Genomic DNA, 26,362 nt, shown 5'->3' on the forward strand with positions numbered 1-26,362 from the left:
TGGGTTGACCGCAAGCGCGGATGGATGGTGCTCGACTACGACGAATTGCATCCGGCGGTCTTCCGCTCGGCCATCGTCACCACGGCCGGGTCGGCGACGTTCTTCGTGCTGGGACTGGCGAAGCTGGTCCCGGGCACCCGGCGGATCGCCGATCAGGTCAATCCTGCGCCGCCGTTGTTCCCGGCCGAGCGCCCGGAGCAGGTGTGGGAGTTCATTCGCACCTATATGGACGGTACCCCCGACGCGCTGCCGCCGATCGACCCGATGCCGCCGCTGCAGGACGCGCGTGCCGACCATGCCCGCATGGATCGTTTGCTGCTGCAGGATATGGTCGATGAACATCATCGGCTGAAGCCAGGCGTATTCAACAAGATCTACACCTGGTTCTGGGGCGGAGTGAGCTACTGGACCGAACGCTGTGCGCTGTGGGTGCAGCGCACCGCCCCCCGGCCGGAGTACCCGCCCGAGCTGCGTGAAGCGATGCAGTGGGAGGGCGAGAACCCCTATCGGACGCGGGCGCCCACGGCGGAGGAGCAGCAGGCCTGGACCGGCCGGCTGCCGCATCTGCGGCGACGGTGGCTGGCAGCCGCGGCGTTCTCCACGCTGATCTACGGCAGCATGTTCCTGATCATGACAGTGGGGGCGTGGCTGGAGTCCGGTTCCTAGCGCCTGTAGCGGCAGCGCCGTTCGACGCGGGGAACCAACTCCATGGTGGCCGCGCCTTCCATTACCGCGGCCGGATTGCGGGGAGGCTGGGCGTGTCGACCGAGCGCGGCGAACGCTCCAGGTCAAGCGGCCGCGGCGACGGGCCCGTCGGGCCCGGCGCTCGGCGAGGCGACGACCGCTTCCTTCAACGACTGTTCCATGACCGTCCACACCGGCAGGCCCATGCGGGCGAGGGCGTAGTCGGCGTGAAAGGCGAGGCGGGTGCGGTCTGTCCCCGCGAGGTCGCCGGCGAGGCGGTGGTAGAGGCCTGCGAAGGCCTCCCAGAATTCGTCGTCCGGCAGACCGCGGGCGACCAGGCGGCAGAGCCCCTCTTCGAGCATGCGCGCAGCCTGGGGCAGGGCGAGGTTGGCCGCCGGGGCGTCCGCGGGCGAGACGCGCTGCGCGGGCGGGAGGGTCTCGACGACGGGCTGGGGATCGGAGGGGAAGGGGCTGGAATCCGGCTCGACCGACATCGTGGCTTTCCTGGGGCTGACCTCTTGGCGGGAATTATTCGGAGCGTCTCGTCAATGCCGCGCGATGGGCGGCTGAATTCGGGTTGCGTTGGCAAATGAAGCCGGCGGCCGAGTCTTTCAAGGGCCGGACGAGAGGAATGTGCGCGACCTTCTTTTCACTGAACGCGTCGCGTCACGTCGATTCCCCCACCGCCGCGCCTCCGCCGGCTACGCGCCATTGACCGCGATGGCCGCAGAATGGCCACGGTCCTTCACCATCAATCAAAGGCGGCGACATGGGCATGCTCATCGACGGCAAGTGGCACAGCGACGAGGAGATCCCGGTGGACGAGGAGGGCCGGCTGCAGCGGCCCTCGTCGGTGTTCCGCAACTGGGTGACGGCGGACGGCGCGGCCGGGCCCGAAGGCGAGGGCGGGTTCAGGGCCGAGCCCGGGCGCTATCACCTGTACATCGCCCGCGCCTGCCCGTGGGCCCATCGGGCGGCGATCTTCCGCGAGCTGAAGGGCCTGCAGGCGATGATCGGGCTGTCGGTAACGCACTGGCTGATGGCGGAAGACGGGTGGACCTTCCGCGAGGCACCCGGCGTGGTCGCCGACGAAGTGAACGGGGTCGACTGCCTGTGGCAGCTCTACGCCAAATCGGATCCTGGGTATACCGGGCGGGTGACGGTGCCGGTGCTGTGGGACAAGCGGACCGGGCGCATCGTCAGCAACGAATCGGCCGACATCATCCGGATGTTCAACTCGGCGTTCGACGGCGTCGGCGCGGCCGCCGGCGACTACTATCCCGCGGAACTGCGCGGTCGCATCGACGAGGTCAACCGGCGCGTCTACGACAACCTCAACAACGGCGTCTACCGCGCCGGCTTCGCGCGCAGCCAGGATGCCTACGATGAAGCGGCGGAGGCTGTGTTCGAGACCCTCGACTGGCTGGAGGAGATGCTGTCCGGGCAGCGCTACCTGTGCGGCGAGACGCTGACCGAGGCGGACTGGCGGCTGTTCACCACACTGCTGCGGTTCGATGCGGTGTACCACGGCCACTTCAAGTGCAACCTGCGGCGGCTGGTGGACTACCCGGCGCTGTGGTCCTACACCCGCGAGCTGTACCAGCACTCGGGGGTGGAGGGCACCGTGGATTTCGACCACATCAAGCGGCACTACTACGAGAGCCACCGCCACATCAATCCGACCGGCATCGTGCCGAAGGGGCCGGTGCTCGATCTGGACCGTGCGGGGGACAGGTGGCTGTAGGGCGCACGCGCGGCTCGCACCGGTCGCTGGTGCGCGCGCCGAATCCCGCAGACCGGGTGAACCAGCTCCTAGACGCTCCTAGACGTATTGCATCTTCCGCGTCATCCCGCCGTCGACCACGAACTCCTGGCCGGTGACGAAGGCCGAGGCGGGCGAGAGCAGGTAGACCGCCAGCGCCGCCACGTCTTCCGGGGTGCCGACCCGCCCCGCCGGGTGCTGGGCGTGGTCGCGCGGGCGCAGCTTCGGGGTGCGGCGCGCGGTCGGCTTGCGCCAGCCGGCGGTGGCGATCCAGCCCGGGCTGATGCAGTTCACGCGCACGGCGGGGCCGGCGCTGATCGCCAGGGCATGGGTGAACGCGAGCAGGCCGCCCTTGGCCGCTGCATAGGCCTCTGTATCCGTCTCGGACTGGTGGGCGCGGGTCGAAGCGATGTTGACGATGCTGCCGGCGCCACGGGCGGCCAGCGCTTCCAGCGCATGCTTGCTGCACAGGAACGCGCCGGACAGGTGCGCATCGAGGTAGCTGCGCCATGTCGCCAGCGCCAGCCGCTGTAGCGGGCCGGTCACCGGGTCGGCGATGCCGGCGTTGTTCACCAGGCCGTCGATGCGGCCGTGGGCGCGTAGCGCGGCGCGGACGAAACCGCGTACCGCGGCTTCCCGGCCGACGTCGAGCCGATGGAACGTGGCGCGCTCGCCCGCGTTCCATTCGTGCAGGCAGGCTGCGCCGGCATCGCCATCGAGATCGCCGATCGCCACCGATGCGCCGGCGCCCAGCACCGCCTGGGCGATGCCGCGGCCGATGCCCTGCGCGCCGCCGGTGACCAGCACCGTACGGCCGCGCAGTGGCTGTGGATCGGGCGCACCGATGCCGGGGACCGGCGCCACCAGGTCAGCCGAGCTTGCCCAGCGAGCTGTCCAGCACGCGCTGCAGCTTCTTCGCCGCACCGGTGATGGCCGCGGCGACGGTCTCGGCATCGTCGGAGGCCGCGGCCGGCGGGCGGCCGTCGACCCGGGCCTCCAGCGCGCAGTGCTTGTCCCGGGCGCCGCCCTTGCCGGCATTGCTGTCGCTCAGGTGCACCTCGACGCGGGTGACCTGGCGGGAGAACCGCGCCAGTGCATTGGCGATGGTTTCCTCGGCGTGGCGCACGACCGAGGCGTCGCCCTGGATGTTGCTGTCGGTGTTGACCTGGATGTGCATTCGATCTCCTCTGGACCCGATGGCCGCGGGCGCGGCCTGTGGCGAACATAAGGAGCCGGTTGTAAACACCGCGACAAGCCCGCGGCCCGCAAGGGTTTCCGTAGCCGCCCGCGGGCTTCCGCCCGTGGAAGAGGGCCGCCGTAGGTGCGCGCCATGCGCGCGAAGGCCGGCGGCGTTGCCGGGGCCCCGGATCGCCGCCGATCCGACCGAGCCTCCCGCGGCTTTCGCGGCCATCGCCCGCTCCTACCGAAACGGCCGCGATCCAAGGACGCCGATCAGCGGTTGACCGCGGCCATGCTCGCCGCCGGGTAGCGCTCGCCCGCCACCTCGTGCTCCGCGAGCAACGCATCGATGCTCCGGAGCTCCGCCGCGTCCAGCGCGATCGCCGCGGCCGCGGCGTTCTCGTCGAGCCGCTCGATGCGGCGGGTGCCGGGGATAGGCACGATGTCCTCGCCCTGGGCCAGCAGCCAGGCCAGCGCGACCTGCGCAGGGGTGTGGCCACGCGACCGGGCAAGCCCGGTCACGGCTTCCACCAGTGCCTGGTTGCGTCCGAAGTTTTGGCCTTCAAAGCGGGGGTGCCCGCGGCGCCAGTCGTCGGCGGCGAGATCTTCCGGTTTGGCGATGGCGCCGGTGAGGAAGCCGCGCCCCAGCGGGCTGTAGGCGACGAAACCGATCCCGAGGTCGCGGCAGACCGGCAGCACTTCGTCGGCCACGTCGCGGGTCCACAACGAGTATTCGCTCTGCAGCGCGGCGATCGGGTGCACCGCCGCGGCGCGGCGGAGGGTGGCCGGGGCGGCCTCGGACAGGCCGAGATGGCGCACCTTGCCGGCCTCGACCAGCCGCGCCATCGCGCCCACCGTGTCCTCGATCGGCACGTTCGGATCCACGCGATGCTGGTAGTACAGGTCGATATGCGCCACGCCCAGCCGCTGCAGGCTCGCGTCGCAGGCCCTGGCGACATATTCGGGGCTGCCGTCGACGCCGAGGAAGGCGCCGTCGGCGCCGCGCACGTTGCCGAACTTGGTGGCCAGCACCACCTCGTCGCGGCGCCTGCGCAGCACCCGGGCCAGCAGTTCCTCGTTGCGGCCCACGCCGTACATGTCGGCGGTGTCGAGGAAGTTCACGCCGATGTCGAGGGCATGCTCGAGCACCGCCAGATTGCGGGCCTTGTCGCTGTCGCCATAGAAATCCGACATGCCCATGCAGCCCAGGCCGATGGCGGACACGCGCAGGCCCTGGGAGCCGAGGGCGCGGCGGGGGAAGTCGTTGCTCATTGGGATCTCCTGGGGGTGGATCGGGGAGCGACAGGATGGCCCGTGGCGGCGTCCGCGGGTTAGTCCATTGCTGGAACATTCTTGCCCGATCCTCCAGCCGTCCGCTGGAAGACTGGCGCCCCTGCCATCCGTGCGGATAATCGGATCCGTGCCCGCAAGGAGCGTCCGCCATGCCAGAGCCCGCCGACAACGTCGTGACCGCCCGCCGCGGCAGCGAGGCCCAGCGCGCCGAACTTGCCGGCAGGATTGCCCGGAACGTGCCGGGGGAGGGCGTCCACGAGTGTGCGGTGCCCGGCCTGGCGATGATCCGTGCCGATGCACCCTCGCAGCCTCTGCCCTGTGTCTACCATCCCAGCCTGTGCGTGGTCGTCCAGGGCCGCAAGCAGGCCATGCTCGGCGAAGAGCTGTTTGTCTACGATCCGCTGCACTACCTGCTGGTGTCGATGAGCGTGCCGGTCACCGGGCGGGTGATCGAGGCCACGACCGATCGTCCCTATCTGTGCCTGCGTATCGACATCGACCCGGGCATGGTCGCGGACCTCGCGCCGCAGATTCCGGCACCCGCCCCGGCGGCGCCATCCGGCGATGAGCACCGGCCGATGCACCTGGCACGCACCCCGGGGCCGTTGCTCGATGCCCTGCTGCGCCTGGTGCGCCTGCTGGACACCCCCGCCGAGGCCGGGGTGATGGCGCCGCTGGCGCTGCGCGAGATCCACTACCGGGTGCTGCTCGGCGAACTCGGCCCGCGGCTGCTGGCGCTGTGCCAGGTCGACGGCGCCGCGTACCGCCTGGCCCGCGCCATCGATCTGCTCAAGACCCACTACGCCGAACCGTTGCCGATCGATCGCATCGCCGCCGCTGCCTGCATGAGCGCCTCCACCCTGCACCAGCGCTTCAAGGCGGCCACCGCGATGACGCCGCTGCAGTTCCAGAAGCAGCTGCGCCTGCAGGAAGCGCGGCGGCTGATGTTGATGGAGGGCGTCGAGGCCGCCGCCGCGGCGCACCGGGTCGGTTACGAGAGCCCTTCGCAGTTCAGTCGCGAGTACCGCCGCCTGTTCGGCGCACCGCCGCGGCGGGAGGTGCGGGCGGCGCTGGGCGAGGGGGTGGCGGCCGGCTGATCCTCCGGGGTGGCACGTGCCGGAAACCACCGAAACCGCCGCGCCGGGTGCGCTGCCCCGGCGACCCGACCGCTTATAGTGCCGGCTGGTCGATCCGGGAGTTTGTCGATGTCGCCACCAGGTCCGCTGACCGGCTTCGCCGCGCTGTTCCTCGCGGCCGGGATCCTCGCCACGCCAGCCGCCGCCGCCGCCCGGTCGCCGCGTCCGCAGTGGAGCGTCGTCACCGAGGAAGCGTTCGACGCGTCCGCCATCGCGCCTTACGAGGGGCGGCACGCGCAGGTCTACAGCCGGATCGATCGGGACCTGGATGCGCATCTGGAGCACCTGCAGCGCTGGGTACGGCAGCGTTCCATCAGCGCCCAGGACGATGGAATCGACGCGATGGCGCAGCTGGTGGCGGACGACCTGCGCGCACTGGGTTTCCAGGATGTCGAACTGGTGGAGACGCCGGGGCACCCCGGCGTCTTCGGCCACTACGATGCCGGCGCCGAGCGCACCCTCGTGGTCTACATGATGTACGACGTGCAGCCGGTCGAGGAGAACTGGCGGATCGCCGATCCGTTCGCCGGAGAATTGGTCGACCACGAGCTTGGCTCCGTACTGATGGCCCGGGGCGCCACCAACCAGAAGGGGCCGCAACGCGCGTTCCTCAACGCCGTGGATGCGATCATCCGGGAGCACGGCACCCTGCCGGTGAACCTGTACGTGGTGGCCGAGGGCGAGGAGGAGCTGGGCTCGCCGAATTTCGGTGCGGTGATCGAACCCTACCTCGACCGCCTGCGCGCCGCCGATGGCGCATTCTTCCCGATGAACATCCAGATGGCCGACGGCAGCGTCGCCCTCAACCTGGGGGTCAAGGGCATCGTCTATTTCGAGCTGGAGGCCCGCGGCGGGGACTGGGGCGGCCCCGCCCGGTCCGAGATCCACGGCTCGCTCAAGGCGATGGTCGACTCGCCGGCGCTGCGGCTGGTGCAGGCCATCGCCTCGATGACCAGCGCGGACGGCAATACCATCCTGATTCCGGGCTACTACGAGGCGGTCCGGCCCCCCAGCGACGAGGAGCAGCGTCTGGTCAACGGACTGGCCCTGCGCGCCGACGATGCGGCCATGCAGAAGGCCTTCGGCGTGTCGCGTTGGATCGACGGCATGAGCGGCCGCGACGCCATCCTCCGCAACCTGTTCGACCCGACGCTCAACATCGATGGCATCTGGAGCGGCTACACCGGAGAAGGGATGAAGACCATCCTGCCGCACGTGGCGACCGCCAAGATCGACTCGCGGCTGCCGCCGGGGCTCGAACCCGAGGCGGCCTACCGAATGATCCGCGAGCACCTGGACGCCCAGGGCTTCGAGGACATCGAGCTGCGCCGGCTCTCGGGCTACCCGGCCGCCTCCACCCCGGTGGATGCTCCGCTGGTGCAGGCGGCGATCGGCGTGTTCAACCGCTATGGCGCCAGCCCTCGTGTGGCCCCCTGGCTGGCCGGCAGCGCCCCGTTCTACCAGTTCACCCGCACGCTGGGCCTGCCGTTCGTGTTCGGCGGCCTCGGCCACGGCGCAGGCGCCCACGCCCCGGACGAGTACATGCTGATCGAGCCTGCCGAGGGGGTGAAGGCGGCGGGTCTGGCGGAGATCGAGAAGTCGTACGTGGACCTGCTGTATGCACTGGCCGAAGCCGAGTCCGAATAGCCACCTCCCGGGTGATCGTGCGGCCGGCGTGAACACGATCATCCCGGTTGTGGGTGCGTCTTGGCCATCGTGATCCGCACCGCGAACCTGGTGCTGCGCCCCCTCTGTGAAGGCGATCGCGCGCTCTACGTCTCCCTCTATTCATGTCGCGCCGTCATGGAGCACGTGGGAGTCCCGCTGGGTCCGGCTGCGGCCGAGCGAGCTTTTGCCGCCGTTCTCAGGCAGGCCGCTTCCTGCCCCCCGATCGGCCGGTACTGGTCGATCCGCCGCCGTGGTGTCAGGGGGCCATGCGGACTCGTCTGCGTGATCGCCGACCCCGGGGGAATATCCGCGGAACTTGGGATCCTGCTGGATCGGCGCGCACAGCGGACCGGAGCGTCGACGGAGCTGATCGGGGCCCTGCTTCCTTACCTCGCGGGACAGGGGCTCAGGCGGCTGTGGACCAGGCACATGTCCGGGAATCAGGCCGCCGAGGGGCTGATGGCGCGGGTGGGATTCGAGCGCCGGGCAGCCGCGGGCGGGCTGGCGTTCTGGCAGCGCGCCCTGCATGCGGTGCCGGGATAGCCTGCGGCGCCAACCTTCCTTTGCAATGCCGGCGCACACTGGCTAGATTAGCGCTGGTCGGGGGTGGAGAATCAGGATGGGGAGCGGCAAGGGGAGCCTCGCCTGCGTCGGGTTGGGAATGATGCTCGGAGCCCACCTGGGACCGCGTGCGCGCAGCTGTATCGAGCGAGCCGACGTCGTCTTCGTGGCAGCCTCGGACCCGATCGTGGAACTCTGGGTCGGGGGCATGCATCCCGACGTGCGCAGCCTGCAATCCTTCTATGCCGAAGGGAAGTCGCGGCACGAAACCTACCGCCAGATGGCAGACGCCATGCTCGATGAGGTCCGTGGCGGCGCGAACGTGTGCGGCGCCTTCTATGGGCATCCTGGGGTATTCGCACAGGTGCCTCATCATGCGATCGCCCGGGCGCGCGAGGCGGGATTCGATGCGACGATGGAGCCAGCTGTGTCGGCCGAGGATTGCCTGTATGCCGACCTCGGCATCGATCCGGGCGCGTGCGGGTGCCAGCACTATGAGGCCAGCCAGTTCATGTTCTATCGCAGGCGGATCGATCCATCCGCCTATCTGGTCTTGTGGCAGGCAGGCGTGGCCGGTGATCGTTCTCTCCGGCGTTTCAGCACAGGAAGCGGGTATCGTCGCCTTCTGGTCGAGCGCTTGGCCGAGGACTATCCATCCGGGCATGCGGTGACGCTCTACGAGGCAGCGACGCTGCCCGTGTCCCAGCCGCGGATGGAATCGGTTCCGCTGATCGGGCTCGTCGAAGCGGAACTCGCCCTGCAGACGACGCTGGTGATCCCGCCGGCCGTGGCGATGCAGCGGGACGATCTCATGCTGGCACGTATCGCAAAACTGGATCTCGAGAATTCCTGCGCACCGGCGCAGCAACCGCAACGGGGGAGAGTGGACAATGTCGAGCGCAATCGCGTTTCTTGAGTCGCTGGGCCGCGAGCCGCACTTCAACGCCGGGCGCGATCGGCTCGTCTCCGCGATCGCTGCCACCCAGGCGAGCGAGGCGGAACGGTCGGCCATGCTGGAAGGCGATGCCGTGAAGCTTGCCGAACTGCTTGGCGGTGCCTCGGAAATCTACTGCATGGTCATCGCGCCAGACGGTGGCGAAACCGAGTCGCCGCAGCAATCCCCTGATGACGACAGGCCGGACGATCCGGACTCGACGCCGGATCCGGACGGCCGTGATTCGCCGGTTGCCCCTGCATAGCGCCACCGAGCCTCCGCATAGGACCATCGAATGCGCACCTTCGCCTTCCTGTTCGCGGCATTGTCGTTCGTCGGCGCGTCGGCGGCCTCCGAGGCGAGCCCTTCCGTGGGCGATCTGCTGCGCGAAGCGGACGAGGTGCGAACGTCCGATCTCGCAAGGTTCGAGGCGCTTCTGGACGATCTGGGCGCCCGGACGGAGAGCGCCACCGCGATCGAGAGAGAGCGCATTCGTCTTCTCCAGGCCCACAGGTTGATTACCCGCGGTCGCTCCGAAGAGGCGGTTGCCATCCTTCGTGACGTGGTGGCGGAGCCGGCCGGGATGACCAACAGGTTTCTTGCAGGATCGATGCTGGCGAACACCCACGCCATCACGCGACGATTCGAGGCGGCCCTTCATGCGCTCGATGCGATGTTGGCGGGGCAGGGCGACGTAGAAGACAAGGACATTTTGCATCGAGGCTTGCTGGTCGCTGCGATCGTCTACAACCAGGTCGGTGAATTCAGCCTGGGCTTGCATTACGCCGAGCGCGTCCTGCATGACAATCCTCTGGGGAGGAGCCGCTGCGCGGCCGGGAATCTGGTCCTCGAGGCCAGAAACGGCCTCAAGGAAAGGGTGGGGATTGCCACGGCGATGGAATCGGTGCAGGTCTGCGAGGCGGAACGCGAACCGATCCTGGCGGGCTTTTCCCGTACCTATGTCGCCGAGATGCTAGCGGAAGAAGGAAAGCTCGAGAATGCGATCGAGCTTCTGGAGAGTTATCTCTCCGTGGTCGAGAAGACCGGCTATCCGCTGCTGGTCGGCCAGTATCACGCGATGCTCGCGGAATACCGCATGAAGCTCGGCCAGGTCGAGGCTGCAGAACGGCATGCCAGGTACGCAATCTCGAATACGGCTTCGCTTGCTAGTGCGCTGCCCTTGGTTGTCGCATACAGGACGCTCTACCAGATCGCGGAGCATCGGCACGATCCGGAACTCGCACTCGCCACCTACAAGTTGTATGCGCAGGCGGACAAGGCCCATTTCAACGACGTGAAGTCGCGCGAAATGGCATACCAGGTGGTGCGCCACCAGACTCAGCAACAGGCCCAGCAGATCGAGTTGCTCAACCAGAAGAACACGGTGCTGGAGCTGCAACAGCGGGTCGCCGAGCAGCGGGCGCAGAACACCGGGCTGATCGCGGTGCTGCTGACCATGCTGCTGGCGTCGATCGGCTTCTGGGCCTACAAGACCAAGCGCCTCCAGGTGCGGCTGCGGCGCATGGCCGAGCTCGACATGCTCACCGGGATCAGCAACCGGCACCATTTCACCCAGAAGGCGGAACAGTCCCTGGCGCAGTGCGCGCGGGCCGGCGAGGACGCGGTGCTGGTGATGTTCGACCTGGACCACTTCAAGCTGGTCAACGACCGTTTCGGGCATGCCGCCGGCGACTGCGCGCTGCGCCTGGTGGCGGCGGCGTGCACGCCGGGGTGCCGGCCGGTGGACTGCATCGGGCGACTGGGCGGCGAGGAATTCGGCATTCTGCTGCCCGGTTGCGATCTGGACACGGGCAAGCGCCTGGCGGAGGACTGCATCGAGCGCTTCGCCAGGATCCAGACCGCGGACTGCGGGCACGTGTTCCAGATCACCGCGAGCTTCGGGGTCACCAGTTCGACCGTGTCGGGCTACGACCTGACCAGGATGCTCTCCCACGCCGACCGGGCGCTGTACCGGGCCAAGCGCAGCGGCCGCAACCGTATCTGCACCTACGACACTGGACTGGACGCGGTGGCGTTGACCCTGGCGACGGGGCGGGTCCATGGCGCCCCGGCGGAGGACGATGAGCCCGGGCGCGACCGGGGCCGCAGGCTCGGTGCCGCCGTCGGCTGAGCCGGGGAGCCCGGCGGCGGGGATTTTCGCGCCGATCCCGCCTAGACTTGCCGCTCCTCGTCGCTGTCGATGGAGTGGAACATGCAGCCGGCCATGATTGGAGGCATCCTGCTGGCGCTGGTGGTCGGCGTGCTGTTGCCGCTGCAGGCGTTGATCAACGCGCGGCTCGGCCAGGCGACCCAGGGCCCGCTGTTCGCCTCCTTCGCCTCCTTTCTCGTCGGTACGCTGGTGCTGGGCGCGGCGCTGCTGGTCACCCGCACGCCGTGGCCTTCGACCCAGGCGCTGGGCGCGCAGCCGCCATGGGTATGGCTGGGGGGCGCGATCGGTGCGCTGTACGTCCTCAGCGCGACGGTGCTGGTGCCAAGGATCGGCGCGGCGGCGCTGATCTGTCTGGTGGTGTTCGGGCAGGTGGCCGGGTCGCTGCTGTTCGATCACTACGGAGTGCTCAACCAGGCCCGCGTGTTGGATCCCTGGCGGTTGGCAGGCGCCGCGTTGGTCGCGGTGGGCGCGGTGATGGTGGTGCGGCCGGGGCAGGGCGGTTGATGCGGTCCGGGCCTCCCGCGCCGCGCGCCGCACGCAACCGGCCCGGTCTGGGCGAGGCTGCGGCCGCGGGCGAATCGAACCGTTGGGCCGGCGCCCTGGCGCCGCGGGCGCAGCGGCGGCTGGTGGGCACGACCGCGCTGTCCGCGATCGCGGCGTTCGTGCTGGCAGCCCTGGCGGCACACCTGCTGCGGCCGGACCTGGACTGGGTGGACGTGCCGCTGAGTGTCTACCTGCTGGGCACGCAGGGGCGGTGGTTGCAGGGCGGGTACCTGGCGCTCGCGCTGGCGATCCTGCTGCTCGCCGGTGGCCTCTACCGCGCGCTGGCGCCGGCGGGGCGCAGCGCGGCGCCGCTGCTGCTGTTCGTGATGGGCGCTGGCGGACTGGCGGTGACCGCGTTCGCGCCGACCGCACAGCCCGGGCTGGCGCCGACCTTCGCGAACTGGCTGCACGGGGTGTCCGCGCAGACCGCCTTCCTCGGCGTCACCAGCGCGATGGTGCTGCAGGCCTGGCGGCTGCGGGACGACCCGCGCTGGCGGCAGCGCTTCGGATTCGCCTTCGCGCTGGCGCTGGCCTGCTTCCTGGGCGTGTGGGCCCTGGCGCTGTGGCGCGACCTCCCGCGCGGGCTGGCGCAGAAGGCGCTGGTGGCCATGATCGCGGCCTGGCTGTGGCTGATGGCGTGGTGGCTGCGCCGCACGGGCGCGTCGACGCGCGAGGAACCGGCTTCAACAGCATAGGAATCGAATGCCGGCAGCCTGCCGCCCCGCAACAGCGCTTCGATGGCCGGGCCGCGCCGTCGCGTCCAGCATGCCGCCGATCACGGACCTGCCAACCCGATCATTGCTGGTTGCTCCGGCCCGGCAGGCGCAGCCCGCGTGCGGAAATGCGCTTCTCCCAGCGCTCGCGCGCCAGGCGCTGCATGTCGGCATCGCGGTCCATCTCGTCGACGATCTCGTCGCCCAGCAGGGTCTCCACCACGTCCTCCATCGTCACCAGCCCCTGCACGTCGCCATATTCGCCGACCACCAGGGCGATCTGCTGGCGGCGGTCGAGCAGGAACTCCAGCAGGTTCGACAGCGGCATGCTGTCGGGGACCGACAGCAACTCGCGCTTGAGCTGGTCCAGCGGGACCTCGCCATCGCCGCGCGCCTCGGCCTGGAGCAGTTCGTCGCGCAGGACGAAGCCGTCGATGTCGTCGCGGTCTCCCGCATACAGGGGGATCCGGGAGAACGGCGCCGCGCGCTCGTTGCGCAACGCCTGCGAGACGGTGGCGTCGCGCTGCATGCCGGCCACCACCGGGCGGGGCGTCATCACGTCGCGCGCCTTCAGCGAGGACATCCGGAACAGGTTGCGCAGGATCCGCGATTCGCGCGGGTCGATGTGACCGGCCTTCTCTCCCACCCCGGCCATGGCGATGAACTCGTCGCGGCTGAACACGTGGGTCTGCTTGCCGCGCGAGACCAGCCGGGTGAGCAGTTCCGAGACCTTGATCAGCGGATACAGCATCAGGATCAGCGCGCGCACGAATCCGGCCACCGGCCCCGCCAGGGCGCGCCAGTGCACCGCGCCCAGGGTCTTGGGGACGATCTCCGACAGGAACAGGATCAGCAGCGTGGCCACCGCCGAGAACACGCCCACCCAGGCGCTGCCGAACACGATGGTGGCCTGGGCGCCGGAACCGACGGCACCGACCGTGTGGGCGATGGTGTTGAGGGTGAGGATGGCGGCCAGCGACTGGTCCACGCTGTCCAGCCGCAGCCGCCGCAGCGCATCGGCCAGCTGCGGGCGCGTTTCGCGCAGGCCCTCGATGTAGGAGGGCGTGATGCTCAGCAGCACCGACTCCGCGATCGAGCAGAGGAACGACAGCCCGATGGCGCCGCCGAGGTAGATCACCAGCAGCGCAACGTCCATCGGCGTGCCGGATCGCCCGGTGGCGTCCCCCGAAACGGTCACGGCCAGCGCCGCGCCCGGCAGCAGCAGCACGCACAGGGCCCAGGGCCATCGGCGGATCCACGGGGCTTGCAGCGGCGTCATGGTGGCGGCCAGACACGATGGCGGGCCAGTATAGGCGGCGCGATGCGAGCACCCCGTGGAAGCCCGCCATGACGCCCGGCCCCCCCCACGCCGAAGGTCCGCTGCCGCTGCCCCCGGCGCAGTGGGCCGCGTTGCGCGCGGCGTACGCCGAGCCGCCGCGCGCGTACCACCATTTCGGGCACGTCGAGGAAGTGCTGCGCCACTACGAGGACGTCGCCGCCGGGCCCGGCTGGACGCAACCGGCCGAGACCTGGCTGGCGGTGCTGTACCACGATGCAGTCTACCGCGCCGGGCGGCGCGACAACGAGATCCGCTCGGCGGAGTTCGCGATCGCCGAGTGCGCCTTCTGGCTTCCGCCCGGCGCGGTGGATGGCGCGCGCGTCGCGGAACTGGTCGTGCTGACCGCGCGCCACGGGCAACACGTGCCGGAGGATTTTCCGGGCCCGGGTGCCGCCGCCGACACCCGGCACTTCCTCGATTGCGACATGGCGATCCTCGGCGCCGCACCGGACGCCTTCGATGCCTATCACCGGGCGATCGCCGCCGAATACCGCGGGGCGCTGCCGGGCTGGCTGTTCCGGCTGAACCGGCGCCGCTTCCTCAAGGCACTGCTGGCGCGCGAGCGGATCTTCCTCAGCGACTTCTTCCACGATCGCTACGACGTGCGGGCGCGGCGCAATCTGCGCCGAGCGGTCGGTGCGGCACGCTAGGGCCGGGTTCGCACCGGTCATCGAACCGCAGCCCGGTCGCGTCGCCTCCACAACGCAAGAGCCGCCGGCGCCTGGCGCCGACGGCTCTCGGGAAAGCTGCCGCGAGGAAATCAGGCCGCGGTCGACGGGACGTCGACGCGCCCGACCTGCTTTTCTTCCGGCGAGGCTTCGCGCACGTCGGCGATCTTGACGTCGAAGTGCAGGTTGCGGCCCGCCAGCGGGTGATTGCCGTCGATCTTGACCTGCGCCTCGCCGACCTCGACCACCGTGACCAGCAGCGGTCCGCGCTCGGTCTGGGCCTTGAACTGCATGCCCGGCTCGACCGCATCCACGCCCTTGAAGGCATCGCGCGGCACCGCCTGCACCAGCGCCTCGTTGCGCGGCCCGTAGGCTTCCTCGGGCTTGACGTCGACCTCGAGGGCATCGCCGGGCTTCTTGCCGTCGAGCGCCTTTTCCAGGCCGGGAACGATGTTGCCGGCACCGTGCAGATAGCTCAGCGGCTGCGATTCGGGCGAGCGGTCGATGACCTGGCCGCTCTCGTCGGTGAGGGTGTAGTGGATGGTGGCAACGCGCTCGGCGGCGATCTCCATGGATGATCTCCTCGATGAATGGGGTGGAAGGGGAGGCGCCGGCGGTGTTCACGGCACGGGGAAGGGTCGAACTGTCCCGGCAGGCTAGACAACTGCGCCGCCGATCGCAACCGGTGGAGCGGGGGGGCGCCGGCGTTTTCGTCGCGCTGACGGTGCGGCTCGTTGGCCGGTCCGGGCCGCGCGGGCGCGTGGTTGTGCGGTGGTTGCTTTGTCGCCACGCCGCGGTATGGCACAGTGCCGGCTTCCTGAACGCGGAGGGGAAGATCATGCGCAAATGGCGGATCTGGTTGCTGTTGACGTGGCTGCTGCTGGCCGCCGCGAGCGCGTCGGCGCGCGAGGCCATGACCCTGGAGCAGATCGCCACGGCGCGCTCGGTGACCGACGTGGCGATCGCGCCGGACGGCAGCGAGACCGCGTACGTGCTTTCGGTTCCGCGGCGACCTGGCGTGGACGACGACGGCCCGGCGTGGTCGGAGCTGCACGTGGTCGACCGCGCCGGCAACAGCCGCGGCTTCGTCACCGGCGAGGTGAGCGTTGCCGCGCCGGCGTGGACGCCCGACGGTCGCCACATCGCTTTCCTGTCCAAGCGCGACGGCGACGACCACCGCGCGCTGTACCGCATTGCGCTGCACGGCGGCGAGGCGAGCCGGATCGCCGCGCTCGACGCGTCGATTTCCTCGTACAGCCTGTCCCCCGATGGCCGGCAGGCGGCGCTGCTGGCCACCGCGCCGGAAAGCGAGGCGCTGAAGAAGCGACGCAAGCAGGGCTTCACCCAGAAGGTGTACGAGGAGGACTGGCGGCCGGTACAGCTGTGGATCGCCGACCTCGGGGACGAGGATGCGGAACCGCGCCTGGTCGAGATCGAAGGCAGCGTGCAGAAGGTGCTGTGGAGCCCGGCGGGCGACCGGCTGGCGCTGGTGGTGGCGCCGCGCCAGCTGACCGACGACACCTACGTGGCCGCGCGCGTGCGGATCGTCGGCACCGACGGCCGCGAGCTCGGCCGGGTCGACAATCCCGGCAAGCTCGGCCAACTCGCGTGGAGCCCGGACGGTGCGCACCTGGCTATCATTTCCGCCGAGGACGAGAACGATCCGCGCGAGGGCCGTCTGACCGTGGTCGGCAGCAGCGGGGGCGCGCAGCGCGACCTGCTGCCGGGCTTGGAGGGCCACGTCTGGAGCGTGGGCTGGCGCGACGCCTCGCGGTTGCTGTTCGTCAGCCACGAAGGCGTGCAGACACGGCTGGGCGAAGTGGGCGTCGACGGCAGCGGCGCGCGCACGGTGCTCGCCGCTGAGGGGCCGATCTGGTACGGCATGAGCGTGGCGGACAGCGGTGCCGTTGCCCTGCAGGGCAACGCACCCGAACACCCGAACGAGGTGTTCCACCTCGGCGCCGGCGACACCCGGCCGCGGCGGCTGACCGACAGCAATCCCTGGCTCGCCGAAGTGCGATTCGCGCGGCAGGAAGTGGTGCGCTACCGCGCCCGCGACGGCCTGGAGCTGGAGGGGGTGCTGGTGCACCCGCTGGAGCGGCGCGGCGACGCGCGGGTGCCGCTGATCCTGGTCGTGCACGGCGGGCCCGAGTCGCACTATGCGAACGGCTGGTTGAACGGCTACCCGCAGCCGGCGCAGTACGCCGCCGCGCGCGGCTTCGCGATGTTCTTCCCCAACTATCGGGCCAGTACCGGGCGGGGCGTGGCGTTCTCGAAGCTCGACCGCGGCCGCCCGGGCATGGAGCAGTTCGACGACCTGGTCGACGGGGTCGATCACCTGATCGACATCGGGCTGGTCGACCGCGACAAGGTGGGCATCACCGGCGGCTCGTACGGCGGTTACGCCAGCGCCTGGGGCGCCACCTGGTACAGCGAGCGCTTCGCCGCGGCGGTGATGTTCGTGGGCATCGCCGACCAGGCGAGCCTGGTGACCACCGGCGACATCCCACAGGAGCAGTACCTGGTGCACATGGGCACCTGGCCGTGGGAAGACCCGGACCTGTACCGCCAAGCCAGCCCGATCACCCACGCCCACAAGTCGCGCACGCCGACCCTGATCCTGCACGGCGAGGCGGATCCGCGCGTGCCGCCGATGCAGTCCTACATGATGTACCGCTACCTGAAGCTGGCCGGGCAGGCCCCGGTGCGGCTGGTGCTGTATCCGGGAGAGGGCCATGGCAACTCGCGTGCGGCCTCGCGCTGGGACTATTCGCTGCGCTTGATGCGCTGGATGGAGCACTACCTGAAGGGGCCGGGGGGCGAGCCGCCGGACTACGAGATCGACTATCGGCTGCCGGAAGAAACCTAGCGGTCGGGCGGATTCCGCGGTGAACGCCACTCGACGCTGAACGCACGCCGCACGCGGACTGCGGCTGCGCGCGCCACATCACGTCTCCTTGAGCGGTGGATTGCTACCGTCGGTCGCGTCGCATCGATTCAGGTGCGCACTCTTCCGGCTGCTGCCGGCTTTCCCCTTGCGCTGCGCGTTGGCCCCCGCCGACCGCGCAGCGGACATTCGGAGTGACCCCCATGACCAATACAACCAAGAAGACGACCCATTCCCTGAACGACCTGATCGGCGTCACCCGCGACGGCCGCGAGTTCTATGAAGAGGCCGCGCAGAAGGTGCAGGACCCCGACCTGAAGGCGCTGTTCACCCGCCTGGCCGGAGTCAAGGCCGCGATCGTCAACGAACTCGGCGGCGCGGTGCAGGCGGCCGGCGGCACGCCCGAGGATTCCGGCACCATGGCCGGCGGCATGCGCCAGATGTACGCCAAGCTGCGCGCCGGCCTGGGCGACAAGGAATACAGCTACGTGGCCGAGCTCGAGGAATCGGAGGATCGCCTGCTCGAGGCGTTCCGCGAGACCGCAGCCGACAACGACACCCCGGCTGCAGCCCGCGACATCGTGACCCGGCTGCTGCCCGAGGTGCAGGCCTGCCACGACGTGATGCGCGACCGCAAGCTGGCGATGAAGCGCGCCGCCTGATCCGGCGAGGCTTCCAACGAGGGCCGGCCGCCTTGCGCGGTCGGCCTTTTTTTTCGTGTGCTCCTCAACGAGGAGAATCCCGCATCCGTCCGCGGCGGCTTCCGATGAGGCTTCGCCGGACGGTTCCCGCACCGGGGCGGCGCGCCGTCGAGGATCGAAAAGAGCTGGTGCCTGGCCGGTGCCCGTGCTTCCGCCGGGCCGGCACTGCGTAGAATGCGGCCGACGGAGGATCCGCATGGCGAAACGACTGCTCGACCTGCGCAACGTGCCCGACGACGAGGCGGCGGACGTGCGCGCGTTTCTCGACGCCAATCGCATCGCCTGGTACGAGACCCAGGCGGGGCCGTTCGGCATCTCGATGGGCGGCATCTGGGTCGAGCACGATCAGGACGTGGCGCAGGCCAAGCGGCTGATGGCCGACTACCAGCGCGAACGCCAGGCCCGGGTACGCGCCGAGCACGAGGCGGCGCGCCGCGAGGGCAGAGAGGAAACCTTCGCCACGCTGCTGCGCGAGCGCCCGGGATGGGTGCTGCTGCGGTTGGCGGCGATCCTGCTGCTGCTGGCGCTGATGGCATTGCCCGGCTACCTGCTGTGGCGGTAACGTCCGGGTCCCGGCCGCGACGCGGCGGCGCCGCGGACCAGAAGCGATGAGGGCCAACGACGACAGCGGAACCGACGCCGGCGCGGACCTGCTGCCGGCCGGGGCGGCGCGGCGCCGGGTATTGTTCGCCAGCCTGGTCGGCACCACGATCGAGTTCTTCGATTTCTACATCTATGCCACGGCGGCGGTGCTGGTGTTCCCGGCGCTGTTCTTCCCGGCCGCTGACCCCGCATCCGCTACCTTGCAGTCGCTGGCCACGTTCGCGCTGGCGTTCTTCGCGCGGCCGGTCGGCTCCGCGCTGTTCGGCCACTTCGGCGACCGCGTCGGTCGCAAGGCGACCCTGGTCGCGGCGCTGTTGACCATGGGCGTTTCCACGGTGGCGATCGGGCTGCTGCCCACCTACGCGCAGATCGGCGTGGCGGCGCCGGCGCTGCTGGCGCTTTGCCGGCTCGGCCAGGGGCTGGGGCTGGGCGGCGAATGGGGTGGGGCAGTGCTGTTGGCCACCGAGAATGCGCCGCCGCACCGGCGCGCATGGTACGGCATGTTCCCGCAGCTCGGCGCGCCGATCGGTTTCTTCATGGCGACCGGGATCTTCCTGCTGCTGACCGCAGGCATGGAAGCGGAGGCGTTCTTCTCGTGGGGCTGGCGGGTGCCGTTCCTGGCCAGCGCGGTGCTGGTCGGGGTGGGCCTGTGGGTGCGGCTGCGGATCCAGGAGACGCCGGCCTTCCGGCGCGTGCTGGCCGGCCAGCAGCGGGTGCGCCTGCCGATGGCCGAGGTGCTGTTGCGCCACCCCCGCGCGCTGCTGGTCGGTACGGTGCTGGCGCTGGCCACCTTCGTGCTCTTCTATCTGATGACCGTGTTCGCGTTGAGCTGGGGAACATCGCGGCTCGGCTATACCCGCGAACAGTTCCTGTGGCTGCAGATGGTCGGGGTGGTCTGCTTCGCGGCCACCATCCCGCTGGCCGCGCTGTACGCCGACCGCTTCGGACGGCGCCGGGCGATGATCCTGGCGACGCTGGCGATCTTCGCGTTCGGGCTGTTCTTCGCGCCCCTGTTCGTCGCCGGCGACCCCTCCGCGGTGCTGCTGTTCCTGGTGCTCGGGCTGGCGCTGATGGGACTGACCTACGGCCCGGTCGGCACGCTGCTGGCCGGGCAGTTCCCGGCCGCGGTGCGCTACACCGGAGCATCGCTCGCGTTCAACCTGGCGGGCATCTTCGGCGCCTCTCTGGCGCCCTACATCGCCACCTGGCTGGCCGGGCGCTACGGCCTGCAGTCGGTCGGCTGGTACCTCTGCGGCGCGGCGTTGCTCACCCTGGCCGCACTGCTGGCGGCACCGCGCCAGGAAGCGGAGGCGGCTTCCCGCGGCCCCCGGCAGCGCGACGGCGCTCACGCGGCATGAATGCCGCCGTCCTATGATCCTCGCGTCGTTTTCACGGAACGCTGCAATGAGATCCAGCTCCCGCCCCTCGTTTTCCGCCGGCTGCGTCGCGCTCGCCACGGCGGCGCTGCTGGCCGCCTGCGGTCCCGCGCCCGTCGAGCGGGACGAGGCCGCGCGCCCGGCCACGCGCGCGGAGCCGCCGCCGCAGGAAGCGCGTGGTCCCGACCCCACCCTCGAGCGCTCCGAGCGCGCGGCCCCGCCGGAGCTGCAGCCGGTGGCGCTGGGCGAATTCGTGCCCCGCGACGATGCCGCCGTCGCCGCCACCGGTCGCCTCACCATCGACGACGAATTCATCGAGGGCGCCAACGGCGCGCGCTTCGTCACCGAGCGCATCGCCATCGTCCGGGGCAGCGACCGCTACCGCCCCGGCGAGCGCTATGCGGACGCGCTTGCGGTCGGCGGCGAACAACCGGTGGAGCTGCGCCGGGTGCTGGAGGAGACCCACCCCGACGCCGGCGCGGCCGCGGCCCTCTGCGGCGAAGCCGGCACCGGCTACATCGCGCTGGCCAGCACCCAGTCGAACGACGGGCAGCAGGTCAGCCTGATCGGTCTGAGCGGCGAATCGGTGCCGGCGGCCGCGGCCGAGGACGTGGCGCTTTGCAGGGCCGTCCGCTACGGCGCGGAGTGACCGGGGGCGCAGTGACGTCCCGGGGTGTGCGGTCGGTTGCAGAATCGGCGACGCGCTTCACCAAAGATGAACACCCGGGGGGCCGAGTGGCCGGATAATGCGCGCGGGGAGGGTCCACCGACGCACATGGAGCACCGATGAAAAGACAGGACTCGCGCATGGGCGCCTTCCGTGCCGCTGCCGGCCTGGCCCTGGCCTTGCTCGCCACCGCCTGCCAGCCGGCCCAGGAGGGCGCGACCCTGCCGACCTCCCCGCCGGTGGTCACCGCGCCGGCCCCCGCCGAGGTGCAGCAACCCGATCCCAGCCGTGCCAGCGGCCGCGCCGCGCCGCCGATGTTGCAGCCGGTGGCCCTGGGCAGCTTCGAGTCGGGCAGCGCGATCGCCGACTCGGTCACCGGCAACGTCGAGATCGAGGGCGCGGTGATCCGCGGCGAGAACGGCGCCGAGTTCGTGACCGAGCGGGTGGCGATCGTCCGCGGCGGCGACGAGTACCGCCCCGGCGAGCGCTACGCCGACGCGCTGATGATCGGCGCCGAACACCCGGTGGAGCTGCGCCGGGTGGTGGCCGAGAAGTCGCCGACCATCAGCCCTGGCAACGCGTTCTGCCGCGAGTTCAGGACCGGGTTCCTCGCCATCGCCCGGATCACCGGCGGCGAAGAGGACGTGGTCAAGGTGATGGGATTGCGCGGCAGCGACATGCCGGCGCCCAGCGCCGAGGACATCGCGGTCTGCACCTCGACCCAGTATTTCGCCCGGCGCTGAGCGGCGCCCGCCGTTGCGGCGGTTCATTCCCTCAGCGGTCCGCAGATCGACCACACGTGGCCGGAGGGATCGCGCAGCTGGCCGTGGCGCGCGCCCCGGAGCCGGTTGTCCAGAGGCATGCTGATCTCGGCGGCCTCCGCCGCCCCGGGCATCAGGGCTGCGGAAGCCGCGCTTCGTATTCTTGTTCGAGCCGCGTATGGGCCGGCCAGAAGCTGGCCGGCGCCCGGCCGTGCAGCCGGTCGAGCAGGACGCCCAGGTGGGCATGCCAGCCGCTGGCTACGCTGACCATGGCGTTGTGGCTCCTCAGTCGGCGATGGGTCAGCACCAGCAACACCGCATCGCCGCGCTCCTCGAGTTCGAAGCGGACCTCCGAGGCGCCGTCGGGTTCGCCACCCCAGGTGTAGGCGAGCAGGCGCCGGGGCGTGCAGGCGGTGACCCGGCCGATCTGCCTGGTCGGGCCGCCATGGCCCGTGTACTTGACGGGTGTCGGGTCGTCATGACCGGTCAGCGCGTCGTTGTGGAACAACAGCTCGGCGCGTCCGCCGACACGCAGATCGATCTCTCCGGCGGCCAGCCATAGGCGGCGCTTGTCCGGGTCGGTCAGGTAGTTCCAGACCCGTTCCAGCGGCCCGGGCAGCAGGCGCTCGATGCGCACGGTGCCGGCGGCGACCGGCTCTGCATAGCTGTCGTTCATTGCGGTTTCCTTGTAAGCGGCATCACCATTCGCGTTCCGCCGGCGAGACCAGATGGACGATCGAGGCCGGGCTCAGAATCCAGAACGCGCGTGCCCCATCCCCGAGCGGCTCGATGTCGTCGCAGCGCACGACGACGGCATCCCGCAGCCGCGCCGCGGTCGCGTCGATATCGTCCGTGGTCACCTGCAGCCAGATCTCGGCCTGGCTGAGCCCGGGCGCGCGGTCGATCCACAGCTGGTTGGCGCCGAATTCGAAGCCGACCTCCGGTGCATGGTCCGTGAGCGGCCTGAGCCCCAGCACGTCGCGATAGAACGCGACGGTGGCGTCCCACGCGTGCGGCGGCACCTTCATCGCGATGTTGCGGCCGCCTTTCAGGGTTGGAGGGCGGGTCATGGACGCTCTCCCGGTGCCGGGATTGCATCGGCGCCGGTACCCAGCGATTCGCACCATCGCTTGAGCATGTCCAGCACCACGCCCCAGGCGCAGTTGCAGAATCCGAAAAAGGGGCTTTCCTCATCCCAGCCCCGGTGCTGGAAGTCGACCACCGTCATCGGTTTTCCCTCGTGCTCGAGCCCCAACCATTGGCCGGGGCTCGGCCAGCGTCCCAGACCTTGCGCAGTCGCGAGCGCCGAATACACCAGAGAGCGGGGTGCGTCGATCCAGATCTGGTGGTGAAGTGTCGCCATCGATGTCCTCCGTCGTTGGGCCGGGTTCCGCACCGGCCGGGCGCGCTGCAGGATGGGCCTGCCAGGCGGCTCATCGCCGTGTTCTCCCGGGCCTGCCGGGGGACGCGGCCGGCCCTTCGGCCTCCAGCAGCTCGGCCAGCGCATCCAGGCGCCGGTTCCAGAACCGCTCGTAGTGGCGCAGCCACTCCGCGCCGCTGTGCAGCGGCTGGGCATCGATCCGGACCCGGTGCGTGCGGCCCTCGACGGTGCGGCGGACCAGGCCGGCCCGTTCCAGCACCCGGATGTGCTTGGAGGCGGCTGCGAGCGACATGTCGAAGGGCGCGGCGAGTTCGCCGACGCTGGCTTCGCCATCCGCAAGGCGCCTGAGCATGGCGCGGCGGGTGCGGTCGGAAAGGGCCTGGAACACCGCGTCGAGCCGCTCGGGCGATCGTTCAACCATAGGGTTGAATATTGCTCGGCGCGGCACGTTTGTCAACCATGTGGTTGAGCTTCTGCGAGGCAGGTGGGCGAGGATCGTTGGGGCTGGGCGGGATCCTGGGCCGCGCTGTGCGTCGTGGTGGCGCCCCCGGTGTCCGGCGGGCGCCCGCCCACCGGTGTCGGCGGCGCCTTACAATCCGCGCATGCTGACCAATGTCGCCGCCTACCGGTTCACTGTCATCGCCGATCCGCCCGCGCTCGCCGAGCAGGTACGTGGTTGGGCCGGAGCGGGGGGGCTGCGCGGTACGGTGTTGCTGGCGGAAGAGGGGATCAACCTGTTCCTGGCGGGAACCGGTGCGGCTGTGGCGGCATTCATGCGCCGGCTGCGTGCCGAACCCGGCCTGGACCGCCTGCAGGCGAAATACAGCCATAGCCGCGCCCAGCCCTTCGCGCGGCTGAAGGTGAAGGTGAAGCCGGAGATCATCAGCTTTCGCCGTGCGCAGAGCGCACCGCTGGCACGCCGCGCCCAGGCGGTGGAACCCGCGGCGCTGGCCCGCTGGATCGCCAATGGCGCCGACGACGGCGGCCGGCGCCTGGTGCTGCTGGATACGCGCAACCGCGAGGAGGTCGGCTACGGGACCTTCGAAGGGGCATTGACGCTTCCGATCGACAATTTCAGCGACCTGCCTGCCGCGCTCGCGCCGCACCGCGGCACGCTGGCAGACGCCACCGTGGTGAACTTCTGCACCGGCGGGATCCGCTGCGAGAAGGCGGCCCTGTGGATGCGCGACGCCGGCATCGGCAACGTGCTGCAGCTCGAGGGCGGGATCCTCGGTTATTTCGCGCAGGTCGGCGGGTTCGGCTACCGCGGCGAGTGCTTCGTCTTCGATGGCCGGGTGGCGCTGGATCCGGCGCTGCGCCCGCGCGTCGACGCCGCCCCGGCGCTGGAGGCGGCATGAGCTGGCTCGGCATCGTCGTCATCATTCTCGGCCTGTACCTGGCCTTCAAGCTGGTCGGCGTGGTGTTGAAGCTGGCGATGTGGGCGCTGGTGGTGGTGGGGGCGTACTGGTTCCTCGCGCCGCTGCTCGGATGGCCGGAACTGGCCGAGGTGGTGTACGTGCTGGGGCCCGATACCGACCGGGTGCTGTGAGCGGCGCGTGATTCACCCTGCCTTTGCCGGGGCTGCGTTGAGATGGCGCTCCCCCACACGCAGGCCATACCCCATGAGCGATCCGGACCGCAGCGACCACATCCGCAAGCTCGCCGAACTCATCGAGGACGTCGACATCGCGATGCTGACCACGGTGGGCCCCGATGGCCGCCTGGTGAGCCGGCCCCTGGGCACCCAGGAGGTGGAGTTCGACGGCGATCTCTGGTTCGCCACCGGCGCCGACAGCGGCAAGGTGGCGGAGATCCGCGCCAACCCGCAGGTCAACGTCGCCTATGCCAGCGCGGCGAAGAACACCTACGTCTCGGTGTCGGGGAAGGCGAGCATCGTCGACGACCGCGAGAAGATCGAGCGGTTCTGGTCGCCGGCGATGAAGGTCTTCTTCCCCGAGGGCAAGGACGACCCCAATCTCCGCCTGATCCACGTGGCCGCGGAGTCGGCCGAGTACTGGGACGGCCCCGGCAGTGCGGTGGGCAAGGCCCTGTCTCTGGCGACCGCCGCGGTCACCGGCGATCCGGGCGCGATGACGGACAACGAGCGGATCGATCTGGGCTGAGAGGGCGGGGCCGGCGCATCCCTCGACGCGGGTTTCGTGCCGCGCTCAGAAGAACTCGCGCGATGGCAGCGCGATGCGGCGCTGCGGGCGTCCGACCAGGTCGAGGAAGTTGTTGAACACGGCGTCGGCATGCGCCTGCATCGTGGCGATGTGTTCGCGGGTGTGGGCGCGGATGGCCTCGGCACCGTGCGGGAGCCCGGAGCCTGCCAGTTCGTCCCGGTAGTGGGGATTGGCGAGCCAGCGCTCCACCAGCGGCTGGTCCATCTCGAGGTGGAACTGGAACCCGTAGGCGGAGTCGCCCCAGCGGAACGCCTGCGACTCGCAGGTGTCGGTGCGTGCGAGATGGACCGCCTCGCGCGGGACCTCGAACTGGTAGCGGTGCCACTGGAATACGGGGGCGGCCTCACGCAGCGGCGCCAGCACCGCGTCGGTGCGCCCGGCGGGGGTTGCCTGGAGCCGGTACCAGCCGATTTCCGGCTGATCCCGGCGCGCCACGCCGGCCCCCAGCACGTGCGCCAGCAGCTGTGCGCCCAGGCAGATCCCGAGCACCGGTTTGCCCTGCTGCAGCATGCGTTCGATCGCGCGCAGCTCGGTACGCAGGTGCGGGCGGTGCGCCAGGTCGTCGACGTTCATCGGCCCGCCAAGCACCACCAGGCCGCGGTAGCGGTCGACGTTCGGCTGCGCGTCCGGCTCGCGTTCGAAGTTGACGAAACGGATCCGGTGGCCGCGCCGCCGGATCAGCGGATCGAGCGTGCCGAGCGGTTCGGCGGCGACGTGCTGGAAGACCAGGATGCGGGGCATTGGCGGATTGTAGAGGGGCGCCAGGCAGTTCCATCCGTCGCGGAGATCCAACACCGTCGCCACGGGGCGGCGACAGCGAATAGCCCAGGAGCGTCTTCGGTTGGGGGCGCGGGGCGTGAGCCGCGCCGGGGGTCTTGCCCCGCCCTTCCGTCCGGCCGCGCCAGGCAGCCTTGTCCGCCGCGGTGATCGAACACCGTCGCCACGGGGCAGCGACATTGAAGAGCCGCTTCGGAAGCCGCGCGGGGCGTGAGCCGCGCCGGGGGTATTGCTCCGCCCTTCCGTCCGGCCGCGCCAGGCAGCCTTGTCCGCCGCGGTGGTCGAACACCGTCGCCACGGGGCAGCGACATTGAAGAGCCGCTTCGGAAGCCGCGCGGGGCGTGAGCCGCGCCGGGGGTATTGCTCCGCCCTTCCG

General features: G+C 70.2%; 31 protein-coding genes. 20 read left to right on the forward strand and 11 right to left on the reverse strand.

Annotated features, from left to right (window positions below):
• Positions 1-666 (forward strand): DUF6708 domain-containing protein (locus tag QFW77_RS13075; RefSeq protein WP_280575209.1); only part of this gene is annotated, 666 nt, incomplete at its 5' end.
• Between the two features lie 122 nt (positions 667-788).
• Here the strand turns inward: QFW77_RS13075 and QFW77_RS13080 are convergent.
• A complete protein-coding gene (locus tag QFW77_RS13080) occupies positions 789-1,178 on the reverse strand; it encodes a hypothetical protein (protein WP_280575210.1) in 390 nt (129 codons plus the stop codon).
• Positions 1,179-1,453: 275 nt separating this feature from the next.
• Between QFW77_RS13080 and QFW77_RS13085 the strand changes: the two genes are divergently transcribed.
• Positions 1,454-2,428, forward strand: a complete 975-nt coding sequence (locus tag QFW77_RS13085; RefSeq protein ID WP_280575211.1) for a glutathione S-transferase family protein — start codon at positions 1,454-1,456, stop codon at positions 2,426-2,428.
• Positions 2,429-2,506: 78 nt separating this feature from the next.
• Here the strand turns inward: QFW77_RS13085 and QFW77_RS13090 are convergent, their stop codons facing one another.
• From QFW77_RS13090 to QFW77_RS13100, 3 genes are all read right to left on the reverse strand, one after another.
• Positions 2,507-3,400 (reverse strand): glucose 1-dehydrogenase, encoded by an 894-nt coding sequence (locus QFW77_RS13090; RefSeq protein WP_425603327.1) that lies wholly within the window; start codon positions 3,398-3,400, stop codon positions 2,507-2,509.
• Positions 3,315-3,623: an HPF/RaiA family ribosome-associated protein gene (locus tag QFW77_RS13095; RefSeq protein WP_280575213.1), complete on the reverse strand. Its 309-nt coding sequence runs from the start codon at positions 3,621-3,623 to the stop codon at positions 3,315-3,317. Before QFW77_RS13095 ends, QFW77_RS13090 begins: the two co-directional genes overlap by 86 nt.
• 275 nt (positions 3,624-3,898) lie before the next feature.
• Positions 3,899-4,897, reverse strand: a complete 999-nt coding sequence (locus QFW77_RS13100; protein WP_280575214.1) for an aldo/keto reductase — start codon at positions 4,895-4,897, stop codon at positions 3,899-3,901.
• 170 nt (positions 4,898-5,067) lie between these two features.
• On the opposite strand from QFW77_RS13100, the gene QFW77_RS13105 reads away from it, so the two are divergent.
• The 8 genes from QFW77_RS13105 to QFW77_RS13140 all read left to right on the forward strand — a co-directional run bounded on the left by QFW77_RS13105 (position 5,068) and on the right by QFW77_RS13140 (position 12,625).
• Positions 5,068-6,015 carry an AraC family transcriptional regulator gene (locus QFW77_RS13105; protein WP_280575215.1) on the forward strand — a complete coding sequence of 316 codons (948 nt, stop codon included), beginning with the start codon at positions 5,068-5,070 and terminating at the stop codon, positions 6,013-6,015.
• A gap of 108 nt (positions 6,016-6,123) precedes the next feature.
• Entirely contained in the window at positions 6,124-7,701 is a 1,578-nt protein-coding gene (locus QFW77_RS13110; protein ID WP_280575216.1) for a M20/M25/M40 family metallo-hydrolase, read from the forward strand.
• A gap of 69 nt (positions 7,702-7,770) precedes the next feature.
• Positions 7,771-8,265: a GNAT family N-acetyltransferase gene (locus QFW77_RS13115; RefSeq protein WP_280575241.1), complete on the forward strand. Its 495-nt coding sequence runs from the start codon at positions 7,771-7,773 to the stop codon at positions 8,263-8,265.
• 76 nt (positions 8,266-8,341) lie between these two features.
• Entirely contained in the window at positions 8,342-9,199 is an 858-nt protein-coding gene (locus QFW77_RS13120; RefSeq protein WP_280575217.1) for an SAM-dependent methyltransferase, read from the forward strand.
• Entirely contained in the window at positions 9,174-9,482 is a 309-nt protein-coding gene (locus QFW77_RS13125) for a hypothetical protein (protein ID WP_280575218.1), read from the forward strand. Before QFW77_RS13120 ends, QFW77_RS13125 begins: the two co-directional genes overlap by 26 nt.
• Positions 9,483-9,512: 30 nt before the next feature.
• A complete protein-coding gene (locus tag QFW77_RS13130; protein ID WP_280575220.1) occupies positions 9,513-11,348 on the forward strand; it encodes a tetratricopeptide repeat-containing diguanylate cyclase in 1,836 nt (611 codons plus the stop codon).
• A gap of 81 nt (positions 11,349-11,429) precedes the next feature.
• Entirely contained in the window at positions 11,430-11,891 is a 462-nt protein-coding gene (locus QFW77_RS13135) for a DMT family transporter (protein WP_280575221.1), read from the forward strand.
• A gap of 122 nt (positions 11,892-12,013) precedes the next feature.
• The gene (locus QFW77_RS13140) at positions 12,014-12,625 is read left to right on the forward strand and encodes a DUF998 domain-containing protein (RefSeq protein ID WP_280575222.1); all 612 of its coding nucleotides are present in this window, start codon (positions 12,014-12,016) and stop codon (positions 12,623-12,625) included.
• Positions 12,626-12,725: 100 nt separating this feature from the next.
• On the opposite strand, the gene QFW77_RS13145 is transcribed toward QFW77_RS13140, so the two are convergent.
• Positions 12,726-13,922 carry a CNNM domain-containing protein gene (locus QFW77_RS13145; protein WP_280575223.1) on the reverse strand — a complete coding sequence of 399 codons (1,197 nt, stop codon included), beginning with the start codon at positions 13,920-13,922 and terminating at the stop codon, positions 12,726-12,728.
• Between the two features lie 68 nt (positions 13,923-13,990).
• On the opposite strand from QFW77_RS13145, the gene QFW77_RS13150 reads away from it, so the two are divergent.
• Positions 13,991-14,632, forward strand: coding sequence for an HD domain-containing protein (locus QFW77_RS13150; RefSeq protein WP_280575224.1), 642 nt, complete (start codon positions 13,991-13,993; stop codon positions 14,630-14,632).
• Positions 14,633-14,742: 110 nt separating this feature from the next.
• Here QFW77_RS13150 and QFW77_RS13155 read toward each other — a convergent pair whose 3' ends face one another.
• A complete protein-coding gene (locus QFW77_RS13155) occupies positions 14,743-15,222 on the reverse strand; it encodes an FKBP-type peptidyl-prolyl cis-trans isomerase (RefSeq protein WP_280575225.1) in 480 nt (159 codons plus the stop codon).
• Positions 15,223-15,488: 266 nt separating this feature from the next.
• On the opposite strand from QFW77_RS13155, the gene QFW77_RS13160 reads away from it, so the two are divergent.
• The 6 genes from QFW77_RS13160 to QFW77_RS13185 all read left to right on the forward strand — a co-directional run bounded on the left by QFW77_RS13160 (position 15,489) and on the right by QFW77_RS13185 (position 21,627).
• Entirely contained in the window at positions 15,489-17,519 is a 2,031-nt protein-coding gene (locus QFW77_RS13160) for a S9 family peptidase (protein WP_280575226.1), read from the forward strand.
• Positions 17,520-17,740: 221 nt separating this feature from the next.
• Positions 17,741-18,199: a PA2169 family four-helix-bundle protein gene (locus QFW77_RS13165; RefSeq protein ID WP_280575227.1), complete on the forward strand. Its 459-nt coding sequence runs from the start codon at positions 17,741-17,743 to the stop codon at positions 18,197-18,199.
• 235 nt (positions 18,200-18,434) lie between these two features.
• Positions 18,435-18,800, forward strand: coding sequence for a DUF6164 family protein (locus tag QFW77_RS13170; RefSeq protein ID WP_280575228.1), 366 nt, complete (start codon positions 18,435-18,437; stop codon positions 18,798-18,800).
• Positions 18,801-18,846: 46 nt separating this feature from the next.
• Complete coding sequence (locus QFW77_RS13175) at positions 18,847-20,199, forward strand: MFS transporter (RefSeq protein WP_280575229.1); 1,353 nt, start codon at positions 18,847-18,849, stop codon at positions 20,197-20,199.
• A gap of 46 nt (positions 20,200-20,245) precedes the next feature.
• Positions 20,246-20,866, forward strand: a complete 621-nt coding sequence (locus tag QFW77_RS13180; RefSeq protein ID WP_280575230.1) for a hypothetical protein — start codon at positions 20,246-20,248, stop codon at positions 20,864-20,866.
• A gap of 137 nt (positions 20,867-21,003) precedes the next feature.
• On the forward strand, positions 21,004-21,627 hold the full coding sequence (locus tag QFW77_RS13185) for a hypothetical protein (RefSeq protein ID WP_280575231.1): 624 nt from the start codon (positions 21,004-21,006) through the stop codon (positions 21,625-21,627).
• A 151-nt stretch (positions 21,628-21,778) separates the two neighbouring features.
• Here QFW77_RS13185 and QFW77_RS13190 read toward each other — a convergent pair whose 3' ends face one another.
• The 4 genes from QFW77_RS13190 to QFW77_RS13205 form a co-directional block, all read right to left on the reverse strand.
• A complete protein-coding gene (locus tag QFW77_RS13190) occupies positions 21,779-22,321 on the reverse strand; it encodes an SRPBCC family protein (RefSeq protein ID WP_280575232.1) in 543 nt (180 codons plus the stop codon).
• 22 nt (positions 22,322-22,343) lie between these two features.
• The gene (locus tag QFW77_RS13195; protein WP_280575233.1) at positions 22,344-22,715 is read right to left on the reverse strand and encodes a VOC family protein; all 372 of its coding nucleotides are present in this window, start codon (positions 22,713-22,715) and stop codon (positions 22,344-22,346) included.
• Positions 22,712-23,008, reverse strand: a complete 297-nt coding sequence (locus tag QFW77_RS13200; RefSeq protein WP_280575235.1) for a hypothetical protein — start codon at positions 23,006-23,008, stop codon at positions 22,712-22,714. Before QFW77_RS13200 ends, QFW77_RS13195 begins: the two co-directional genes overlap by 4 nt.
• Positions 23,009-23,078: 70 nt before the next feature.
• Positions 23,079-23,447, reverse strand: a complete 369-nt coding sequence (locus tag QFW77_RS13205; protein WP_280575236.1) for an ArsR/SmtB family transcription factor — start codon at positions 23,445-23,447, stop codon at positions 23,079-23,081.
• Positions 23,448-23,628: 181 nt separating this feature from the next.
• Between QFW77_RS13205 and QFW77_RS13210 the strand changes: the two genes are divergently transcribed.
• The 3 genes from QFW77_RS13210 to QFW77_RS13220 all read left to right on the forward strand — a co-directional run bounded on the left by QFW77_RS13210 (position 23,629) and on the right by QFW77_RS13220 (position 25,149).
• Entirely contained in the window at positions 23,629-24,384 is a 756-nt protein-coding gene (locus QFW77_RS13210) for a sulfurtransferase (protein ID WP_280575237.1), read from the forward strand.
• Entirely contained in the window at positions 24,381-24,575 is a 195-nt protein-coding gene (locus QFW77_RS13215) for a hypothetical protein (RefSeq protein ID WP_280575238.1), read from the forward strand. The genes QFW77_RS13210 and QFW77_RS13215 overlap by 4 nt, the downstream gene beginning before the upstream one ends.
• A 73-nt stretch (positions 24,576-24,648) precedes the next feature.
• Positions 24,649-25,149 carry a pyridoxamine 5'-phosphate oxidase family protein gene (locus QFW77_RS13220; RefSeq protein WP_280575239.1) on the forward strand — a complete coding sequence of 167 codons (501 nt, stop codon included), beginning with the start codon at positions 24,649-24,651 and terminating at the stop codon, positions 25,147-25,149.
• 45 nt (positions 25,150-25,194) lie between these two features.
• On the opposite strand, the gene QFW77_RS13225 is transcribed toward QFW77_RS13220, so the two are convergent.
• A complete protein-coding gene (locus tag QFW77_RS13225; protein WP_280575240.1) occupies positions 25,195-25,950 on the reverse strand; it encodes a type 1 glutamine amidotransferase in 756 nt (251 codons plus the stop codon).
• Positions 25,951-26,362: the final 412 nt, after the last annotated feature.

The sequence above is a fragment of the Luteimonas endophytica genome (assembly GCF_029887875.1).
Lineage (GTDB): Bacteria > Pseudomonadota > Gammaproteobacteria > Xanthomonadales > Xanthomonadaceae > Luteimonas > Luteimonas endophytica.

Coding starts and splice junctions, on each gene's coding strand:
- QFW77_RS13080 (WP_280575210.1), bottom strand. CDS start 1,178: ATGTCGGTCGAGCCGGATTCCAGCCCCTTCCCCTCCGATCCCCAGCCC.
- QFW77_RS13085 (WP_280575211.1), top strand. CDS start 1,454: ATGGGCATGCTCATCGACGGCAAGTGGCACAGCGACGAGGAGATCCCG.
- QFW77_RS13090 (WP_425603327.1), bottom strand. CDS start 3,400: ATGCCGAGACCGTCGCCGCGGCCATCACCGGTGCGGCGAAGAAGCTGC.
- QFW77_RS13095 (WP_280575213.1), bottom strand. CDS start 3,623: ATGCACATCCAGGTCAACACCGACAGCAACATCCAGGGCGACGCCTCG.
- QFW77_RS13100 (WP_280575214.1), bottom strand. CDS start 4,897: ATGAGCAACGACTTCCCCCGCCGCGCCCTCGGCTCCCAGGGCCTGCGC.
- QFW77_RS13105 (WP_280575215.1), top strand. CDS start 5,068: ATGCCAGAGCCCGCCGACAACGTCGTGACCGCCCGCCGCGGCAGCGAG.
- QFW77_RS13110 (WP_280575216.1), top strand. CDS start 6,124: ATGTCGCCACCAGGTCCGCTGACCGGCTTCGCCGCGCTGTTCCTCGCG.
- QFW77_RS13120 (WP_280575217.1), top strand. CDS start 8,342: ATGGGGAGCGGCAAGGGGAGCCTCGCCTGCGTCGGGTTGGGAATGATG.
- QFW77_RS13125 (WP_280575218.1), top strand. CDS start 9,174: ATGTCGAGCGCAATCGCGTTTCTTGAGTCGCTGGGCCGCGAGCCGCAC.
- QFW77_RS13130 (WP_280575220.1), top strand. CDS start 9,513: ATGCGCACCTTCGCCTTCCTGTTCGCGGCATTGTCGTTCGTCGGCGCG.
- QFW77_RS13135 (WP_280575221.1), top strand. CDS start 11,430: ATGCAGCCGGCCATGATTGGAGGCATCCTGCTGGCGCTGGTGGTCGGC.
- QFW77_RS13145 (WP_280575223.1), bottom strand. CDS start 13,922: ATGACGCCGCTGCAAGCCCCGTGGATCCGCCGATGGCCCTGGGCCCTG.
- QFW77_RS13150 (WP_280575224.1), top strand. CDS start 13,991: ATGACGCCCGGCCCCCCCCACGCCGAAGGTCCGCTGCCGCTGCCCCCG.
- QFW77_RS13155 (WP_280575225.1), bottom strand. CDS start 15,222: ATGGAGATCGCCGCCGAGCGCGTTGCCACCATCCACTACACCCTCACC.
- QFW77_RS13160 (WP_280575226.1), top strand. CDS start 15,489: ATGCGCAAATGGCGGATCTGGTTGCTGTTGACGTGGCTGCTGCTGGCC.
- QFW77_RS13165 (WP_280575227.1), top strand. CDS start 17,741: ATGACCAATACAACCAAGAAGACGACCCATTCCCTGAACGACCTGATC.
- QFW77_RS13170 (WP_280575228.1), top strand. CDS start 18,435: ATGGCGAAACGACTGCTCGACCTGCGCAACGTGCCCGACGACGAGGCG.
- QFW77_RS13175 (WP_280575229.1), top strand. CDS start 18,847: ATGAGGGCCAACGACGACAGCGGAACCGACGCCGGCGCGGACCTGCTG.
- QFW77_RS13180 (WP_280575230.1), top strand. CDS start 20,246: ATGAGATCCAGCTCCCGCCCCTCGTTTTCCGCCGGCTGCGTCGCGCTC.
- QFW77_RS13185 (WP_280575231.1), top strand. CDS start 21,004: ATGAAAAGACAGGACTCGCGCATGGGCGCCTTCCGTGCCGCTGCCGGC.
- QFW77_RS13190 (WP_280575232.1), bottom strand. CDS start 22,321: ATGAACGACAGCTATGCAGAGCCGGTCGCCGCCGGCACCGTGCGCATC.
- QFW77_RS13195 (WP_280575233.1), bottom strand. CDS start 22,715: ATGACCCGCCCTCCAACCCTGAAAGGCGGCCGCAACATCGCGATGAAG.
- QFW77_RS13200 (WP_280575235.1), bottom strand. CDS start 23,008: ATGGCGACACTTCACCACCAGATCTGGATCGACGCACCCCGCTCTCTG.
- QFW77_RS13205 (WP_280575236.1), bottom strand. CDS start 23,447: ATGGTTGAACGATCGCCCGAGCGGCTCGACGCGGTGTTCCAGGCCCTT.
- QFW77_RS13210 (WP_280575237.1), top strand. CDS start 23,629: ATGCTGACCAATGTCGCCGCCTACCGGTTCACTGTCATCGCCGATCCG.
- QFW77_RS13215 (WP_280575238.1), top strand. CDS start 24,381: ATGAGCTGGCTCGGCATCGTCGTCATCATTCTCGGCCTGTACCTGGCC.
- QFW77_RS13220 (WP_280575239.1), top strand. CDS start 24,649: ATGAGCGATCCGGACCGCAGCGACCACATCCGCAAGCTCGCCGAACTC.
- QFW77_RS13225 (WP_280575240.1), bottom strand. CDS start 25,950: ATGCCCCGCATCCTGGTCTTCCAGCACGTCGCCGCCGAACCGCTCGGC.